Origin of the sequence: Synechococcus sp. WH 8016 (assembly GCF_000230675.1) — a bacterium.
Taxonomy (GTDB): domain Bacteria; phylum Cyanobacteriota; class Cyanobacteriia; order PCC-6307; family Cyanobiaceae; genus Synechococcus_C.
The window spans coordinates 1,093,626-1,109,198 of the sequence record NZ_AGIK01000001.1; the positions used below are offsets into that span (position 1 = coordinate 1,093,626).

At 54.8% G+C, this 15,573-nt stretch carries 17 protein-coding genes; 8 read left to right on the forward strand and 9 right to left on the reverse strand.

What is annotated here, in order from left to right:
• Positions 1 to 2 precede the first annotated feature (2 nt).
• Positions 3 to 2,294, reverse strand: a complete 2,292-nt coding sequence (gene priA / locus SYN8016DRAFT_RS05895; protein WP_006853411.1) for a primosomal protein N' — start codon at positions 2,292 to 2,294, stop codon at positions 3 to 5.
• A 319-nt stretch (positions 2,295 to 2,613) separates the two neighbouring features.
• Here priA and rpoD point away from each other — a divergent pair, with 319 nt between their 5' ends.
• On the forward strand, positions 2,614 to 3,945 hold the full coding sequence (gene rpoD / locus SYN8016DRAFT_RS05900) for an RNA polymerase sigma factor RpoD (RefSeq protein ID WP_006853412.1): 1,332 nt from the start codon (positions 2,614 to 2,616) through the stop codon (positions 3,943 to 3,945).
• Between the two features lie 216 nt (positions 3,946 to 4,161).
• A complete protein-coding gene (locus SYN8016DRAFT_RS05905) occupies positions 4,162 to 4,518 on the forward strand; it encodes a hypothetical protein (protein WP_006853413.1) in 357 nt (118 codons plus the stop codon).
• 106 nt (positions 4,519 to 4,624) lie between these two features.
• Here SYN8016DRAFT_RS05905 and SYN8016DRAFT_RS05910 read toward each other — a convergent pair whose 3' ends face one another.
• On the reverse strand, positions 4,625 to 5,080 hold the full coding sequence (locus SYN8016DRAFT_RS05910; RefSeq protein ID WP_006853414.1) for a DUF6561 domain-containing protein: 456 nt from the start codon (positions 5,078 to 5,080) through the stop codon (positions 4,625 to 4,627).
• 137 nt (positions 5,081 to 5,217) lie between these two features.
• Between SYN8016DRAFT_RS05910 and hemC the strand changes: the two genes are divergently transcribed.
• The gene (gene hemC / locus SYN8016DRAFT_RS05915) at positions 5,218 to 6,168 is read left to right on the forward strand and encodes a hydroxymethylbilane synthase (RefSeq protein WP_006853415.1); all 951 of its coding nucleotides are present in this window, start codon (positions 5,218 to 5,220) and stop codon (positions 6,166 to 6,168) included.
• Between the two features lie 9 nt (positions 6,169 to 6,177).
• On the opposite strand, the gene SYN8016DRAFT_RS05920 is transcribed toward hemC, so the two are convergent.
• Positions 6,178 to 6,720 carry a L,D-transpeptidase gene (locus tag SYN8016DRAFT_RS05920; RefSeq protein WP_006853416.1) on the reverse strand — a complete coding sequence of 181 codons (543 nt, stop codon included), beginning with the start codon at positions 6,718 to 6,720 and terminating at the stop codon, positions 6,178 to 6,180.
• Positions 6,721 to 6,848: 128 nt separating this feature from the next.
• On the opposite strand from SYN8016DRAFT_RS05920, the gene SYN8016DRAFT_RS05925 reads away from it, so the two are divergent.
• Positions 6,849 to 7,826, forward strand: coding sequence for a hypothetical protein (locus tag SYN8016DRAFT_RS05925; RefSeq protein WP_006853417.1), 978 nt, complete (start codon positions 6,849 to 6,851; stop codon positions 7,824 to 7,826).
• A gap of 90 nt (positions 7,827 to 7,916) precedes the next feature.
• Here SYN8016DRAFT_RS05925 and SYN8016DRAFT_RS05930 read toward each other — a convergent pair whose 3' ends face one another.
• The 5 genes from SYN8016DRAFT_RS05930 to SYN8016DRAFT_RS05945 form a co-directional block, all read right to left on the reverse strand.
• A complete protein-coding gene (locus tag SYN8016DRAFT_RS05930) occupies positions 7,917 to 8,504 on the reverse strand; it encodes an inorganic diphosphatase (RefSeq protein WP_006853418.1) in 588 nt (195 codons plus the stop codon).
• A 90-nt stretch (positions 8,505 to 8,594) separates the two neighbouring features.
• On the reverse strand, positions 8,595 to 10,121 hold the full coding sequence (locus SYN8016DRAFT_RS05935; RefSeq protein ID WP_006853419.1) for a carboxypeptidase M32: 1,527 nt from the start codon (positions 10,119 to 10,121) through the stop codon (positions 8,595 to 8,597).
• A gap of 106 nt (positions 10,122 to 10,227) precedes the next feature.
• Positions 10,228 to 10,512, reverse strand: a complete 285-nt coding sequence (locus tag SYN8016DRAFT_RS05940) for a DUF6737 family protein (protein WP_370586507.1) — start codon at positions 10,510 to 10,512, stop codon at positions 10,228 to 10,230.
• A complete protein-coding gene (locus SYN8016DRAFT_RS15720; RefSeq protein ID WP_006853421.1) occupies positions 10,461 to 10,694 on the reverse strand; it encodes a hypothetical protein in 234 nt (77 codons plus the stop codon). Before SYN8016DRAFT_RS15720 ends, SYN8016DRAFT_RS05940 begins: the two co-directional genes overlap by 52 nt.
• Before the next feature lie 60 nt (positions 10,695 to 10,754).
• Positions 10,755 to 11,042, reverse strand: coding sequence for a hypothetical protein (locus tag SYN8016DRAFT_RS05945; RefSeq protein WP_006853422.1), 288 nt, complete (start codon positions 11,040 to 11,042; stop codon positions 10,755 to 10,757).
• Between the two features lie 91 nt (positions 11,043 to 11,133).
• Between SYN8016DRAFT_RS05945 and SYN8016DRAFT_RS05950 the strand changes: the two genes are divergently transcribed.
• From SYN8016DRAFT_RS05950 to SYN8016DRAFT_RS05960, 4 genes are all read left to right on the forward strand, one after another.
• A complete protein-coding gene (locus SYN8016DRAFT_RS05950; protein WP_006853423.1) occupies positions 11,134 to 11,433 on the forward strand; it encodes a 4a-hydroxytetrahydrobiopterin dehydratase in 300 nt (99 codons plus the stop codon).
• 8 nt (positions 11,434 to 11,441) lie between these two features.
• Positions 11,442 to 12,512, forward strand: coding sequence for a GTP-binding protein (locus SYN8016DRAFT_RS05955; protein ID WP_006853424.1), 1,071 nt, complete (start codon positions 11,442 to 11,444; stop codon positions 12,510 to 12,512).
• A gap of 84 nt (positions 12,513 to 12,596) precedes the next feature.
• The gene (locus SYN8016DRAFT_RS15515) at positions 12,597 to 12,746 is read left to right on the forward strand and encodes a hypothetical protein (RefSeq protein ID WP_006853425.1); all 150 of its coding nucleotides are present in this window, start codon (positions 12,597 to 12,599) and stop codon (positions 12,744 to 12,746) included.
• A 257-nt stretch (positions 12,747 to 13,003) separates the two neighbouring features.
• Complete coding sequence (locus SYN8016DRAFT_RS05960) at positions 13,004 to 14,542, forward strand: iron ABC transporter permease (protein WP_006853426.1); 1,539 nt, start codon at positions 13,004 to 13,006, stop codon at positions 14,540 to 14,542.
• Here the strand turns inward: SYN8016DRAFT_RS05960 and SYN8016DRAFT_RS05965 are convergent.
• A complete protein-coding gene (locus SYN8016DRAFT_RS05965; protein ID WP_006853427.1) occupies positions 14,539 to 15,570 on the reverse strand; it encodes an esterase-like activity of phytase family protein in 1,032 nt (343 codons plus the stop codon). The two genes, SYN8016DRAFT_RS05960 and SYN8016DRAFT_RS05965, sit on opposite strands and share 4 nt — an antisense overlap.
• Positions 15,571 to 15,573: the final 3 nt, after the last annotated feature.

Genomic DNA, 15,573 nt, shown 5'->3' on the forward strand with positions numbered 1-15,573 from the left:
GTTCAGAGCTGCAGCGGGTCTGGATCAACAGCCAGGGCCACCCCACTGGGCAAGCCATCCCATAGAGAGCTGCCGGATGGCAAAGGCAAGGCCGAAGCTTGGGGCCCATGCAACAACAACTGCCAGCGGCTGCGACCAGCAACCCGTGCCACCGGAGCTGGAGCTGGACCGATGAGCTGCCAACCAGAGTCCTTGCAACCGGGTCGAAGCTGTTCCGCCAACACGGCAGCTGCCGTCGCCGTTGCGGATGCAGATGTCCCAGACAATCGCAACACGCAAGCCCTGGCAAAGGGCACCAATCCAGCATCGCGTCGCTCCACGGCTTCCTCCTCCAGAAAACGCTCATAACGCCCATCCACTAAATGCAAAATCACCGGATGATCGGGGCTGTAGGTCTGAACGAGCACTTGCCCTGGACGCTCACCACGACCAGCCCTGCCAGCCAGTTGCAACAACAACTGAAGCGCCTGCTCCCCAGCGCGAAGATCGGGACGATGCAACAGGCCATCAGCCGCCAACACGGCCGCAAGCGTGACGCGCGGCAGGTCCATCCCTTTTGCCAACATTTGCGTCCCCACCAACACATCCGCTTCGCCAGCGGCAAATTGATCCAACAAGCGCCGATGGCCGTCGCGTCCCCCGGTGGTGTCCCGGTCAAAGCGCAGCAATCGCAGTCCTTCCAACTCAGACTCCAGCTGTTCCAAAACCCTTTGAGTCCCAGCGCCAAAGGGCTTAAAAGCCGTAGAACCACAGTGCCCGCAGCTCGTCGTCACCGGGGCTCGATGATCACACCAGTGGCAACGCAGCCACTGTTGAGCGGTGCTTTTCCCATGAACGGTTAGCGCCACATCGCAGTGGGGACACTGCATCACCTCCCCACAGCTTCGGCAGCTCAAAAACGTGCTGTATCCACGACGCGGTACCAAGACAACCGCCTGTTCCCCTTGTTCAGGAAGTTTCGACAAGCGATCCATGAGCGCCCTGCTGATTAAGCGGCGATGGCCATCGGCCAGCTCATGGCGCATGTCAATGATCTGCACCGGCGGCAAAGGCTGATCAGAGATGCGCTGTTGAAGCCGCGCTAAAGCCAGCGGACCGTCTGGAGCGAGCTGAATCCAGGTCTCAAGAGAGGGGGTGGCGCTACCCAGCAACACACGCCCTCCCTCCCGTTGCACTCTCGCCATCGCCAGGTCACGGGCGTGATAGCAGGGCATCGGGGATTCCTGCTTGTAAGAGCTGTCATGCTCCTCGTCCAACACGATCAAACCCAGGGGGCTGAGCGGCAGAAAGATGGCTGAACGGGTGCCAACGATGACGAGCGGCCCCTCTGCTTCGAGGCTGTTGCGCCAGGTGCGTACCCGTTCCCGTTCCGTGCAACCGCTGTGATATTCGAGCACGCGTGACCCAAATCGACGTCGACAGCGATCGACCAGCTGGGGGATCAGACCAATTTCTGGTGTTAGCACCAACACATGCCGCCCTGCGGCCAACTCATCGGCAGCCAGCTGGAGATAGACCTCGGTCTTCCCTGAGCCGGTGATCCCCCAAAGCAGCACACCCCCACCTTCCGGCTGATTTTTAAGGGTTTCGATCGCAATCGTCTGCTCGTCGGTAAGGGTTCTCGGCACTTCCATCTCCGAAACAACTCCCAGCGACGGCGGACTTGGTTGGGCATCCGTAGCGAGACGCAACTCACGAACCAGCCGTTCCCGGCGCACCAGGGCTTGCACGATTCCTGATTGAAAGCCTGCCGCTACCAGGTCTCGCTGCCACGCTCCTCCCCCCAACTCCTGCAACTTGACCACCAAGCAGGCCTGCCGCGCCGGCAAATCAGCATCCAAACCAGCCTCCAAACCAGCGTTGCTATCAGGCAACGACACCCACCACAGCCTGCGTTCCTTCACGCTGGCGACAACGCGCTGACCAAGCCAGCCGGGAGGAAGCGCTGCTTTCAGCATTCGAAACGGGCTGGTGTGGCAACGCTGCGCCATCTCCTCAAGCCACGATCTCCATGACTGTCCAACAGCAGCCTGTTGAAGGAGAGCCTCGACCGGCTGGAGCGCACGCTTTTCATCCACAGACGGCCTGCGGCAGGCCGTGACCAAACCCTGCATGCGACGACCACGAAGAGACACCTGAACCAGGTCCCCTAAACGGACATTCAGCTGCTTGCCATCGCTGTAGGTGAAGGTGCGACCATCCCGCCCAGCCTCGAGCCAAACATCAACCACCACTGAAACTGGCGGCGGACGGACGGGATTTTTTGAAAAATCGGTTATTGGGGTTGCGTTCATGACACGTTTTTTTTAAAATAAAACTGTTGGACAGCTCAATAGCTGTTGTTGGAACCAGCAGAGTTCCTTCCAAAGGGAAGATCCGAAGTTCGAGCCATGGGATTCCATGAAGCCGACCGGTCTGAGAATGCCCTTGACAGTTCTGCATCGGACCACTCCAGCTCTCTCAACTTTGCTTAACGCTCCGCGTTTTTCTTTGCGCACCGTTTCTATGACGGGAAGGTGACGCCACAAAAGCAACGGCCTCCATCAGGCTGGTTGCCCTGACTGTTGATGACATTCGCCTCCTGTCCCGCTCTCTCCCTCGTTACTGACCGCCATGAGTCCTGCCGCGACCAAATTGGCACAGGCCAAAGCAAAACCAGCGCCTTCGATCGTGATGCTGGCCGATGAAAAAGGTCAGCCAAAGCTGGTGAAGGCCAAAGCAAAGCCTGCCTCGAAAGCCAAAACCGCCACAAAAGCCAGCACGAAAACAAAAGCAAGCAAAACCAGCACAAAAGCCAAAACCAGCAAGGCCAGCAGCAAAGCAAAAGCCACCGCTCCTGCCGCCAACCTGGACACATCAGCTGATCAATTGCTGGCTGCGGCGGCGACAACCGCAACCGCGGTGAAAGCCACTGAAACGGCAGCTGCAAAGGCCAAAGATGCCAAAGCAGAAGCGAAAGCCAAGGTCTTAGCGAGCATCAAAGTTGGGCCTAAAGGCGTCTACACCGAAGACTCCATTCGGGTTTACCTGCAGGAAATCGGACGCATTCGCCTCCTGCGTCCGGACGAAGAGATTGAATTGGCTCGCAAAATTGCGGACCTGCTGCATCTCGAGGAACTAGCTGCGCAATTTGAGAGCGATAACGGCAAACTTCCTGACACCAAGGAATGGGCAGCACTGGTTGAGATGCCAGTGATCCGTTTCCGCAGACGGCTGATGCTCGGCCGACGCGCCAAAGAAAAAATGGTGCAATCGAACTTGCGCCTGGTGGTATCGATCGCCAAGAAATACATGAACCGAGGCCTGAGCTTTCAGGACCTCATTCAGGAAGGCAGCCTCGGTCTCATTCGTGCTGCAGAGAAATTCGATCATGAAAAGGGGTACAAGTTCTCGACCTATGCCACCTGGTGGATCCGTCAGGCGATCACCCGTGCCATTGCCGATCAGTCGCGAACCATCCGACTACCCGTTCACCTTTACGAGACCATTTCAAGGATCAAGAAAACCACCAAGGTTCTCAGCCAGGAATTTGGTCGCAAGCCAACAGAGGAAGAAATCGCTGAATCGATGGAAATGACCATCGAAAAATTGCGATTTATCGCCAAGAGTGCACAGCTCCCAATCTCCCTCGAAACCCCCATCGGCAAAGAAGAGGATTCACGACTGGGCGACTTCATCGAAGCCGACATCGAGAATCCAGAGCAAGATGTTGCCAAAAACCTTCTTCGAGAAGACCTTGAAGGAGTTCTTGCAACGCTGAGCCCCCGTGAGCGTGATGTCCTACGTCTTCGCTATGGCCTTGACGATGGACGCATGAAAACATTGGAAGAGATTGGACAAATCTTTGATGTAACCCGCGAACGGATTCGTCAAATTGAAGCCAAAGCTCTGCGGAAATTACGCCATCCCAACAGGAATGGAGTTCTGAAGGAATACATCAAATAGCACGCCAAGCTTCAGCTGGCAGCTTGACCATCCCCTGTCTTTGACAGGGGTTTTTTAGTGCCCCACAGCAAAGCTCTCTCAACAGCCCACTGAAATCTATCCCAAATGCACACTCCCTTCAGTTAAACACTATGAGCTAATCACTATCAATCAATCATACTTCCATCAACTCAACCCACAAAACCAATAACAAACAAGCAACGATCGATCAAACGAATGGACAGCAACATTAGAAACTCATCCAGTGATTTCCTGGCAGCTCTGGAGTCACTGAAGAAAGCAAGACTTGTGACCCATGCCTTCATGACGCATGACCACCAATTCAAGGGCCTAACGGAAGCCGAACAAAACAGCTTGCACAACAACATCACGCCATTCTTCAATGCAATCTTTGAGATCGAAGACAGAATTTTGGCCTGGTATCGCGAATTTCATCCAGATCTCACAGACGATGACGACTTAATCGAGTCAATCGAAAAGGAACTTGACTACGAAACACTTCTTTCCGAAAAAGGGAAATTAGACCTAGAAAAACTTTTCAAAGAGAATTCCGATATTGGCACCCATAGCTAAGAAAGCGACAAGCCATTCGAGCTTGAACACTTAAGCTTAAAATTCAAAATTAAAATTCCAGGGCTTGAGATTCAACGCTCGTCCATAAACGATTATGAATATCAGCTTATGCCTCATCCTCGATGCATTCGGTGAATTCTTGAAAAGCCCGTTTCAATCGTTCCACAGGAGTTTCTGAAGGCGGACACTCTTGAGATGTGTTGCGTGCATAGACCTGAAGAAGCCGAGGATCAGGATCAAGAATGGAGGCCACGGCGGCTTTATAAACCACAACATTTTTTTGTGACGTCAGGCCCTCTAGATAAGGCTGCAATTCCCACGGCTGATCAGAGCTGGTTTGAATCACACTGAGTGGACGTATCAATTGGTATGCCCGTTCACCATCTGGATCGGTTGTATTCCTCAGCCGCGCCATCAAGACACCGCCGCTGCTTAACAGAATCAATTTGATCGTGCCCTCATTCAAAAGCGGCAAAAAAGGGAGGACCTCCTTGGCCGACGTTGCCTGATCCAGAGCAGGCAGACCGTCCTTACGAACTCCGTTAACCACAGGCCCTGGCATGGCAATCGCTCATCTGTGTTGAATCGTAAAGCTGAGCGCCCTGACAAGGCGACTGAGAGGCATGCCAATTTTCATAGACATCCACGTGACAGCGGGGGGCACGTCTGCGTAATCTTGCGGACTGAAGTCTCTCAAACATGGCCCTCGAGCATCTGCGCATCGCCTCACGCCGCAGCCAGCTGGCCATGGTTCAGACCAATTGGGTCAAAGCAGAACTTGAAAAAGCCCACCCCGGTCTCGACATTTCTGTTGAGGCCATGGCAACCCAGGGAGACAAAATCCTCGACGTTGCCCTAGCGAAGATCGGAGATAAGGGCTTATTCACCAAAGAGCTGGAAGCTCAAATGCTGGTGGGCCGTGCCGAGATCGCTGTTCACTCCCTCAAAGACCTCCCTACAAATCTCCCCGAAGGGCTGATGCTGGGTTGCATCACCGAACGGGAAGACCCCGCCGATGCCTTAGTGGTGAACAGCAAAAATGCTGAGTACACACTGGAGACACTCCCAGAGGGTTCGGTTGTTGGAACGAGCTCGTTACGCCGCCTAGCCCAACTGCGCTACCACTACCCCCATCTTCAGTTCAAAGACGTTCGCGGGAACGTCATTACCCGACTTGAGAAACTCGACTCAGGCAATTACGACTGTTTGATCTTGGCCGCCGCTGGACTCAGCCGACTCGGCTTCGGCGATCGAATTCACCAAAGCATCCCCGGAAACATCTCTCTCCATGCGGTGGGTCAAGGAGCTTTAGGGATTGAATGCGTCTGCGATCGTCCCGAAGTGATGGAGCTGATTCAAGTGCTAAACCATCCACCAACCGCAGCTCGCTGCTTAGCGGAACGAGCCTTCCTGAGGGTGCTTGAGGGCGGTTGCCAAGTGCCCATCGGCGTAAACACCCAAATTGAAGGTGACACCATCCAGCTCACGGGAATGGTGGCCAGCCTCGATGGCAAGCGGCTGATCCGTGACGAGCAGGCTGGCCCCATCGCCGATCCTGAAGCGGTGGGACGAGATCTCGCCCATAAGCTCAAAGATCAAGGAGCTGGCGAGATCCTTCAGGAGATTTTTGAACAGGAGCGGAGCCAGTGATCGCTGGTTTCAACGCTTAATTTCCACTGCCATTCCCACTTCCACGTGGTCATACAGCTGCTGAACATGCGCATTCAACATGCGCACACAGCCGTTGGATACGGCTGCTCTGGTTTTGACCCAATGGGGCCAGGGAGTGCCATGAATACCAAATTGATTGGGTCCACTGCGCAGGAAGCCAATCCAGCGATGGCCCAATGGGCTGTTAGGTCCACGTTTGGGATGCAGCTTCCCTGACTTGGTGCTCTGGTACTGAGGATTCATCATCATGTTTTCGACCTTGAACACCCCAGAGGGTGTTGGGGTCTTGGGATCACCGATCGCCACGGGCCATGGGCCATGGGTCTGCCCCTGGCGCACAACACTGATTTGCCTGCGGCCCAGATCCAACACAACGCGACCCTCCACTGGCGAACGAACAGCCATTGACACTTGGGTGGGCTGGAATGGGTTGGGCTGGGATCGAGACAGCGCTGGAGCCGCCACGAGAAGAGAGGAAGCGAGCAACGCCACCGGGAGGCCAGGGACGCAAGCGGTGCATTTGAGACTCATGAGCAGACAGCCAAGACTCACTGGTCTCAACGTATGCACTGTGCGAAAAAAAAACCGCACACTGCGAGCAGTGAAACCTTAAGGATTTAAGAAATGTGCTAGCCAGACTCCAGAGCCTCCAAGCCGAAATGAAGCACCAACTGTCTTGGTCTGAAGGAGACGCAAATCTGTTCTTGCAAGCCATGCAGGAAGTGGGCTCCATGGGAGGCGTTGCAGAACTTGAGCCCATCACCCTGGAAATGATCGAATCCATTCAGAACTTTGTTCTGAAGTCGTCCATCGATCTGAACCACCTCGATGGCATTAAGCCAGCGGCTCTATCAGAGAAGATGGCCGATAAAAGCAAACGCGAACAACTCCTTCAAATCCTGATTCTTCTGCCTTATGTAGATATGAAGGTCGACCCACGGATGGTGGCGATTGTGGATGATTTTGCCGAACATCTAGAGATTCACCCCCAAACAATCAAAGACCTACATCGCGTTCGGGATAATCACTTAAAGCGACTTTTAATCGATTACGGACGCAGGAGCTTAGGCGAATTTCTGGGCCTCGACTCAGCATCGAAAGTGATCAAAGGTGTCATCACAATGTTCCACCAAGCCATCGGTGATCGGGCTGTTTCTGAACGGTATCAACAATTAGAGACTTATCCAGAAGGCAGCCTTGGGCACACAGTTTTCCATTGGTACCGGGATAGGAATTGGGCACTACCGGGGGAGAAAAAAAGCACATCTGAATTCCTCCTAAATCACGATTGCTGCCACATTCTTGGAGGATTCAATACAGATGTACAGGGAGAAATGAATGTGGCAGCCTTTCAGGCCGGGCTCTTTGACGATGGTTTTGGGTTTGAATCACTCTTAGAAGTAATTCTCGACTTTCATTTAGGAAAAGCCTTCAGTACGGTTGGAGATATCATTCCACCCTCCAGAGGAGCCTTCCATCCAAACGATGCGATGGAAGGCTATGAGAAGGGACTGGCTTGCAACACTAACCTCATCAGAGATTTTAATTTCTGGTCAGAAGCCGATCAATCCGTTTCCAAACTACGAGAGAAATTCAATATTCCAGCCTCATCTGGACCTCTTTTAATTCAACCTTGATCACCAATTCACAATAAAAAAGCGGGGCATCACCCCGCTTTGACCTAATCATGCAACAGGAGCGCTCTATTCAATAGAAGCGCTCTGATATCAATCCACGAGTTTTGGATCAATCTCAGCAACATACCGAGCTTCACAGCTCTTGATGATCTCTACGGCTTTTTCAGTGCCAAAGAATCCATTCACCGTGCAGGTGCCAGGCTTTTTCAGATCCTTGTAATGCTCCCAGTAGTAAGTAGTTTCCTTTTTCCATTGCTCACCAAGATCTTCGAAGCTCTTGATGTGATCAACACGCTTGTCATCTGCCAAAACGGCGATCACCTTGTCATCAACCTCACCACCATCATCAAAGGTCATGATGCCGATAATCCTTGCTTCCACGATCGAACCAGGAATTAAGGGTTCGGTCACGTTCACGATCTCAATATCGAGAGGATCTCCATCCTCATCCCAAGTGCGAGGAATACAGCCATAGGCAAAGGGATAAGCCAGAGAGGAGTACCCAACCCGATCCAGCTTGAGATGGCCTGTTTCCGTAATGAGCTCGTACTTGTTGATCGTGTTGGAGTTCAGCTCCACGATGGTGTTGAGGCGTAGCTCAGCCTCATCAGCAAAGGCCGGCAGCACATGAAGCAGGTTGGGCATGCTGCGGCTTGGAGCCTGGTCGAGATTGGCCATGGGAGAGGACGATCAGCGCCGGAATCCTACGGGGGCCCGACCCCCAACCCAAAGCACGTATCCGTACCACATACGTAACGCTTACGTGCCTCAACTTTGCTTCGTAGCCAAAAGTTGCGCAAGTTTTTCTTCCAGGTAGCGCAAGAAGGGTTCAGAGGTCAGCTCCCGACCACTCACGCTCTGCACCAATTGTTCCGCATTCATCGCCCGTCCGACGGGATGCACAGACTCCCTCAGCCAGGCCAGCAAGGGTGCAACGTCACCATTGCGAACATGCTCCTCAGGAGAACCAATGGCAACGGCCATCGCCTCACTCAGCTGAGCACTGATCAGATGTCCGAGCAAATACGAGGGGAAGTATCCGAACAGTCCTTCGCTCCAATGCACATCCTGGAGGCAGCCCTCAGCATCGTTGGAGGGTGTCACGCCCAGAAGCTCCCTGTACTGCCGATTCCATTCAGCAGGGAGCTCCTCCACCGAAAGGCCTTGCTCGAGCAAAGCAATCTCTAGATCCGTTCGGATCAAAATATGCAAGCCGTAGCTGAGCTCATCGGCCTCGACCCGGTTCAAACCAGGGGCCAACGGGTTCATCGCCCTCCAAAGAGCGTCTGCTGATGCGAGCGGAGCCCCGGCAGCCTCAAAATCCTGCCACCACTGCTGCGCGAACGGCCGACTTCTGGCAACCCGGTTTTCCCAAAACAACGATTGACTTTCATGCACGGCCATGGATGTCGCTTGCCCCAGAGGCCAAGCGAACCATTGATGCGACTGATCAGGAAGGCCCTGCTCGTAGAGAGAGTGGCCCCATTCATGGGCTGTGGCCAAGAAACAGGAGAGCGGTTGCCCTGGAACGACTCTTGTCGTGATCCTGTAGTCGCTTGGACCAAGCGTGATCGAGAAGGGATGGGGGGATCGCGCCACACAGGTGATCGACGCATCCCGTCCCCAGGAGGTCAACAACCTGTCGCAGAGTTGTTGCTGTGCAGGTTCAGGAAGATCCCAACTGAGTTCTCGCTGACGTGGCTGCCCACCCGCTCGTTGCAACAATTCGGGCAAACGCTGCCGAAGTGGCGCAAACAAGGCCTGCAGACGCTTCAACGTGAGATCGGGCTCGAAGGGCTGAGCCAGGGTTTCCCAACAACTTCGCGGCTCTGAAAGCTGTCGCGCCTGTTCCTGGCGCAATCCAATCATGGTGCGCAAAGAGGGAGCAAACAAGCCGAAATCGGAGTCAGCCCTTGCTTGTTGCCAGTTGTTGTAACCCTCGGCTTTCGCCGTTGCCAACGCTGCCACCAACGCAGGATCTAAGGCCTGTTGCCTGGCCAGATCCTGTTCCAGCAAATCAAGATTTCGACCACAAGCGGCCTGCTCCGTCCTTGAAAGATCTGACTGGTTCCACTCGACACGGGCTTCCTGAATCAGCTCGGCGTACTCCCGAGAGCTCTGCCGGGAATGCAATTGAATCGCGAGGAGCGCCAACTGCTCTCCACGCCAGGAAGCCCCGCCAGAGGGCATGCGGGTGTTTTGATCCCAGTAAAGCGTGCTCGCAATGGAGCCAATGATTTTGGTCTGATGCAGGTAATCGCCTAACCGATCCCAGGCCGTGGTCCTGGATCCCATCTGGGCTCCAACGCTGATTGAACCCTATACAGCCCGGTGCTTTGAGGTGAAGACACCCACACATTTCAGCGATGCAAATTCACCAAACCCAGGGTGGTAATTGGGTTCAAGGCAGGGGTTGAATCTCCTCTTGCCTTCTATAGGCAGTGGGCACAAGCACCAGAAACAACATCCACCAAGCCAAAATCACCAGGGTTATGGGAAGCGTGATCCAAAGGCGATGAAGAAACAGCCAGCTGCCAATCGAGATGACACATCCCGTGAGCACGATGCTCCAGGGCTGACACCACCACGGTTTTAAGGACCAAAAAGCAACCGGCTGTTGATTCACGTTCAGACCTACTTTTTCCGGCAATAACCAGCACCAACATTCATCCAACCGGAGGCGCAAGCTTCACCGTTTGTTGGCCTCATTTCATAGTAAATCGGTGATACGCAAGTGGTACCAAGAGTATTCACATAACCCAAGGGACACTGATTGTGACCCTTTGCTTTCGGGATCTTTTTCTGCGCTAAGGCGTCGGTGGGTGCGACCAAAGACAACAACACCCCAAGGGCAAACAAACGAACCATCAAAGTTGCAACAACTTTCGGCACCTTAGGGATGACATTGCTGGGAGGCAAAGCAACGACTCATTGTTTGCGGCAATAGCCACCTCCCACATCCACCCATCCGGATGGGCACGATCGGCCGTCGATGGCCTGGACCGTGTAGGTCATCATTCCAAGCGTGGTGCATTTGCCATTGAGCATGTCCACATAGCCCAAAGGACAACGGCTCTCGATCTTTTTGACGATTCGCTGCGCCGAGGCGGATGGGGCCTGACAGGCCCAGATCACAAGCGCTGCTGTGGGAAGGAGTGAGCTCACAACCCAGATCCGAACAGAGGACGAACGACCAAGCAAGGGGGCCATCGCCATGGGCAATCAAAACGCTCTAAAAGATTAGGTCGGTTCTCCCAGTGGATGGGCTCTGAACCAAACTTCAGACACCCAAGATCCGGTTTCATCCATGTCAAAGCAAGCCGTTTTGCTCGATGACGCGGCACGGGAGAGCCTCTGCTCTGCTTGCCCTGCCTGGACCATCGCTGATGATGGACTGGAAAGAGAGTGGCGCTTCCCCTCCTTCGTTGAAGCCTTTGGCTTTATGACTCAGGTTGCACTCCTGGCCGAACGCGCCAATCACCATCCTGAGTGGAGCAATGTCTACAACCGTGTCACCATTCGGCTAACGACCCATGATCTTGGTGGACTGTCCAGCCGTGATGCCGACTTAGCACAAGCGATCGACTCCCTCCCCGCAACTTTTTAAATCCGGCCATGTCAGCGACTGCTTCCAACCAGACCATTGAAACCAACGGCACACCTGTCACCATTCTCACTGGATTTTTAGGGGCCGGAAAGACCACCCTTCTCAATCACATTCTCAGCAATCAAGACGGACTCAAAACGGCTGTTCTCGTGAATGAGTTTGGCGAGATTGGTATTGACAATGATCTTGTGGTGAGCACCAGCGCAGACATGGTGGAACTCAGCAATGGCTGCATCTGCTGCACGATCAATGGTGAGTTATTGGAAGCCGTTGAAAAGATTCTGAAGCACCCAGATCCCTTGGATTATTTGGTTGTGGAGACCACAGGCCTTGCCGATCCACTTCCTGTCGCAATGACATTTCTGGGCAGTGAATTAAGAGATCAGACGAGACTGGATTCGATCATCACCCTGATTGATGCTGAAAATTGCAATGACCGCGTTTTTGAAAGTGAAGTTGGGCGCTCCCAAATCATTTACGGAGACATCCTTCTCCTGAACAAAACTGATTTGGTGCCTAAAGAACGCGTTGAAGCGTTGGAAGAAAGCCTGCGCAGTATCAAGAAAGACGCCCGAATCCTCCATTCCGTCAAGGGAGAGGTTCCCTTGCCGCTGCTGATGAGTGTCGGATTGTTTGAAAGCGATCGCATCGCAAACTCAGCCGATCACGACCACGGGCATGACCATCACGACCATGACCACGGTCATGACCATCACGGCCATGGGCACGCGCATCACGACCATGACCATGAAAGCCATGCTGACCATCTCGACATCGAGGGCTATACCTCGCTGTCATTTAGTAGCGACGGACCCTTCTCCCTGCGCAAATTTCAAAACTTCCTCGACAACCAACTGCCCGAGAGCGTTTTTCGTGCCAAAGGCATCCTGTGGTTCAACGAAAGCGAAAAGCGCCATGTTTTTCACTTGGCTGGCAAACGCTTTTCTATCGATGACAGCGAGTGGGATGGCCAGCGCAAAAACCAGTTGGTGTTGATCGGCCAAGAGATGGACCACAGCACCCTGAGGAGGCAACTTCAAGCCTGCGTTGCCAAAGACGCCGGCAAGGGTTTTTCCTAAACCAATCCCCTTCACAGGTTTCGTTCAACCTGGATGTCGAAACCTAATCAAAGTGATTAGAGTTTCACCAGCTTTGAGTTGGCGATGTTGGAACTCACCCTTCTCGGGACTGGTTTCATTTTGATTGGCATCGTTCTTTGGTACTCGGCCAACTCTGACGATGACGACAACAGTGGCGGTGGCTTGATGGAGCCCGCACTCGTCCCGATCCCTGTTCGGAATCACCGCCTCTGACGGCATCATTTGAGCCCCCTTCCATCTCTCAGCCCAGGATTTTCATCGATGGGAGGCCTCAACCAACCAAGCCACTCTTGAGTACTGTTCTCAACAGGCTGGTTGTGCGAATGCAGGTCAATAGGAATCCATTCCGTCAACGGGGACATGACTGCATTCCCTTCTTGTGAAGGTCCCAGCCGTTGGCCTCGCTCCATTGGAATGGCTCCATTGCCATCGCTCGCTTGGTTGATCGCTGTGGTTGAGCGCTACCACTCATGACAAGCAAGAGCTTGCAAAGCCAGTGGCAGCAGGGAAGGACCCTGTTGGCAACCTTGGCCTGCCTCCTCGCCGCGCTTGCGCTCTTTCCCCTGGGCGGATTAATTGGAGAGGGGGTCAGGGGCCTGCTTCTTGGCACGGCCAGTCTGGGAGCCGATGGTCTGATCCAAATCCGGGGAACAACGCTCCTGCTGCTGGGAACCGCAAGTCTGGGGGCCATTCTTGGCTCAGCCAACGGCTGGCTTCTCGCCAATTGCCGCTTCCCCGGCCGACGCCTTCTTCGGATTGCCCAGCTGCTCCCACTCGCCAGCCCTTCGTATCTCCTAGCGGCAACGCTGGTTGATCTGGGCAGCATCCATGGGATCCGAATTCATGGCCTGAGCTGGGGGGTGCTGATCATGGCCTTAAGCACCTATCCCTATGTTTTCCTGCTCAGCACTGAAAGCTTCAGCATCTGCGGTCGCCGGCAGCTTGAAGCCTGTCGATGCCTAGGCGTGGGGCCATGGGAAAGCTTTCGACGCATCGCTCTGCCGATGGCTCTCCCTGCCATCGGAGCCGGAATCGCTCTGATGGGAATGGAGGTGGTCAACGAACTTGGGGCCGTCCAACTCCTGGGCATCCCCAGCCTTTCCGCTGGCATTCTCCAAGCCTGGCAACTCGAAGGGAACCCCGCAGGAGCGGTCGGACTTGCCCTCGTCACGCTGATCATCGTGACGGGACTGTTGATCGGCGAACGCAAACTGCGGCGTCGAAGCCGTCGATGGTCCGAAGGCCTCACAGGTGGAGAATCCCCGAATTGGACGCTCACCGGAACGAGAGCCTTGGCCGCTCAGGCCTTGGGGTTCATTCCACCGTTTCTCAGTCTTGGTACACCCTTGATCTGGGCCTGCTTGAACCTTGATCAACTTCAAACCGGCTTACAACCAGAGCTGTTGCTGTTGACCTTGCGCAGTCTTGGGCTCGCCCTCGCCGCGGCAGGTTTGGCCTTAGCAGCGGCCTTGCTCCTGGCGATCACAAAGCGCTGGACCACGGCCCCTTGGCTGCACAGCCTGACCTTTCTCGCGGGGCTCGGGTATGCGATCCCAGGGGCCGTCCTCGCTCTGGCCCTCCTCCTCATCGGTGGGCCCTGGCAGCTCTCACCCATCCTGCTGTTGCTTTGGGGCTACAGCGATCGCTTCCTTGCCGTTGCCAAAGGGGGACTTGATGCCGGCTTGGAACGCATGTCACCCAGCCTGGACGAGGCAGCCACTGGCCTTGGCTGTCGCTGGCCGGATGTGCTCCGTCGCATTCACATTCCCCTGCTGCGGGGCCCGCTCGCGGTCGGTGCCCTGCTTGTCTTTGTGGACACGGTGAAGGAACTTCCGCTGACCTTCGCGCTTCGCCCCTTTGATTTCGACACCCTTTCCGTGCGCGTTTTTCAATATGCGAGCGACGAGCGGCTTGCGGCAGCGCTTTGGCCTGCCTTGATGATCCTTGGACTCGGCCTCATTGCTGCAGCAGCCCTGGTGCCAGGCCTCGACCACACAACCGAGACTTAATTCTTCGGCAAAGAAAGGCAACCAGGGCTCCGGCGAGGAGCCAACAGTCCCACCAAATTGCGCTGAATCAGACTGAAATTATCGTCACTGACGATCACGAGAGTGCGACGCCCATCGTCAAGCTTTGGCCCCCAAGCCAGACCCTCCCAATTTTCGCGAGGCAGATCCTCACCCCTGAAATCCCAACCCATGATGGGCTGCAAAGCCAGCGGAGACTTGCGTTTAGGCCAAGAGAACAATTGGAGCCTGGAGGTCCATTGAAGGGGGCGATGACGACGAATCAGTGCCAACAGACCAGGGGGGCCTTCCAAGGCAAGAAGTTCGGACAATCCAACGGTTTCTTCTGAATCGGTTTCTTCTGGATCTGAGACGCTGGAATCGAGAGGCAAGCGACCACGCTCTTCCATGACACCTTCCCGGTCCAAATGCGCTAGACGCACGCCATCCCTATCGCCGGCAGCAAGATCCTGAAGCAATGGAGACTCCGCTGCGATCAAGAGTCCACCATCGATGGAGCGCGTCAAAGACTCTGGCCCTTGATTCACCGCGAGTCCCTGACCAGGAAGAGCCATCCATGCAGGTGGCAGAGCCTTGGTCTCCAACAACCAGCCATTGCGAAGCGAAAAACGCTGAAGACGCGCCTGATGCCCTGCTTGACGACGCCCCTCGCTCACAATCCAAGCCCCATGATCGCCCGTAAGCACCAAACCCTCTGCATCTAACGAGGCAGAGAGGGGGGTTCCACTTTGATCTCGCAAAACCAAGCGGGGACCAACCTGCAGTTGACCTCCTGTTCGTAAGGGTTTTGCAAGCGGGCCCACCGGGAGCAAATATCCCCGTGACGCATCACTCAGCAACCAAAGTCGATCATCCGATGCTTGGTAAGCCGCTGCGGAAAACCCTCCAAGGGACAGCCCGTTATCGGCCCGTTTTGGCAGTTCCCAAAGACGGATCAAAGCCCAACCAGCATCAAGCGGACAGGGCAACGCCTCCCAGCGAATTGGCAATTCAGGGAGAGGCCACACCATCAG

Coding starts and splice junctions, on each gene's coding strand:
- SYN8016DRAFT_RS05925 (WP_006853417.1), top strand. CDS start 6,849: ATGAAGCACCAACTGTCTTGGTCTGAAGGAGACGCAAATCTGTTCTTG.
- SYN8016DRAFT_RS05965 (WP_006853427.1), bottom strand. CDS start 15,570: ATGGTGTGGCCTCTCCCTGAATTGCCAATTCGCTGGGAGGCGTTGCCC.
- priA (WP_006853411.1), bottom strand. CDS start 2,294: ATGAACGCAACCCCAATAACCGATTTTTCAAAAAATCCCGTCCGTCCG.
- SYN8016DRAFT_RS15720 (WP_006853421.1), bottom strand. CDS start 10,694: ATGGTTCGTTTGTTTGCCCTTGGGGTGTTGTTGTCTTTGGTCGCACCC.
- SYN8016DRAFT_RS05945 (WP_006853422.1), bottom strand. CDS start 11,042: ATGGCGATGGCCCCCTTGCTTGGTCGTTCGTCCTCTGTTCGGATCTGG.
- SYN8016DRAFT_RS15515 (WP_006853425.1), top strand. CDS start 12,597: ATGTTGGAACTCACCCTTCTCGGGACTGGTTTCATTTTGATTGGCATC.
- SYN8016DRAFT_RS05910 (WP_006853414.1), bottom strand. CDS start 5,080: ATGCCAGGGCCTGTGGTTAACGGAGTTCGTAAGGACGGTCTGCCTGCT.
- SYN8016DRAFT_RS05935 (WP_006853419.1), bottom strand. CDS start 10,121: ATGGGATCCAGGACCACGGCCTGGGATCGGTTAGGCGATTACCTGCAT.
- SYN8016DRAFT_RS05920 (WP_006853416.1), bottom strand. CDS start 6,720: ATGAGTCTCAAATGCACCGCTTGCGTCCCTGGCCTCCCGGTGGCGTTG.
- SYN8016DRAFT_RS05930 (WP_006853418.1), bottom strand. CDS start 8,504: ATGGCCAATCTCGACCAGGCTCCAAGCCGCAGCATGCCCAACCTGCTT.
- SYN8016DRAFT_RS05950 (WP_006853423.1), top strand. CDS start 11,134: ATGTCAAAGCAAGCCGTTTTGCTCGATGACGCGGCACGGGAGAGCCTC.
- SYN8016DRAFT_RS05905 (WP_006853413.1), top strand. CDS start 4,162: ATGGACAGCAACATTAGAAACTCATCCAGTGATTTCCTGGCAGCTCTG.
- SYN8016DRAFT_RS05960 (WP_006853426.1), top strand. CDS start 13,004: ATGACAAGCAAGAGCTTGCAAAGCCAGTGGCAGCAGGGAAGGACCCTG.
- SYN8016DRAFT_RS05955 (WP_006853424.1), top strand. CDS start 11,442: ATGTCAGCGACTGCTTCCAACCAGACCATTGAAACCAACGGCACACCT.
- hemC (WP_006853415.1), top strand. CDS start 5,218: ATGGCCCTCGAGCATCTGCGCATCGCCTCACGCCGCAGCCAGCTGGCC.
- rpoD (WP_006853412.1), top strand. CDS start 2,614: ATGAGTCCTGCCGCGACCAAATTGGCACAGGCCAAAGCAAAACCAGCG.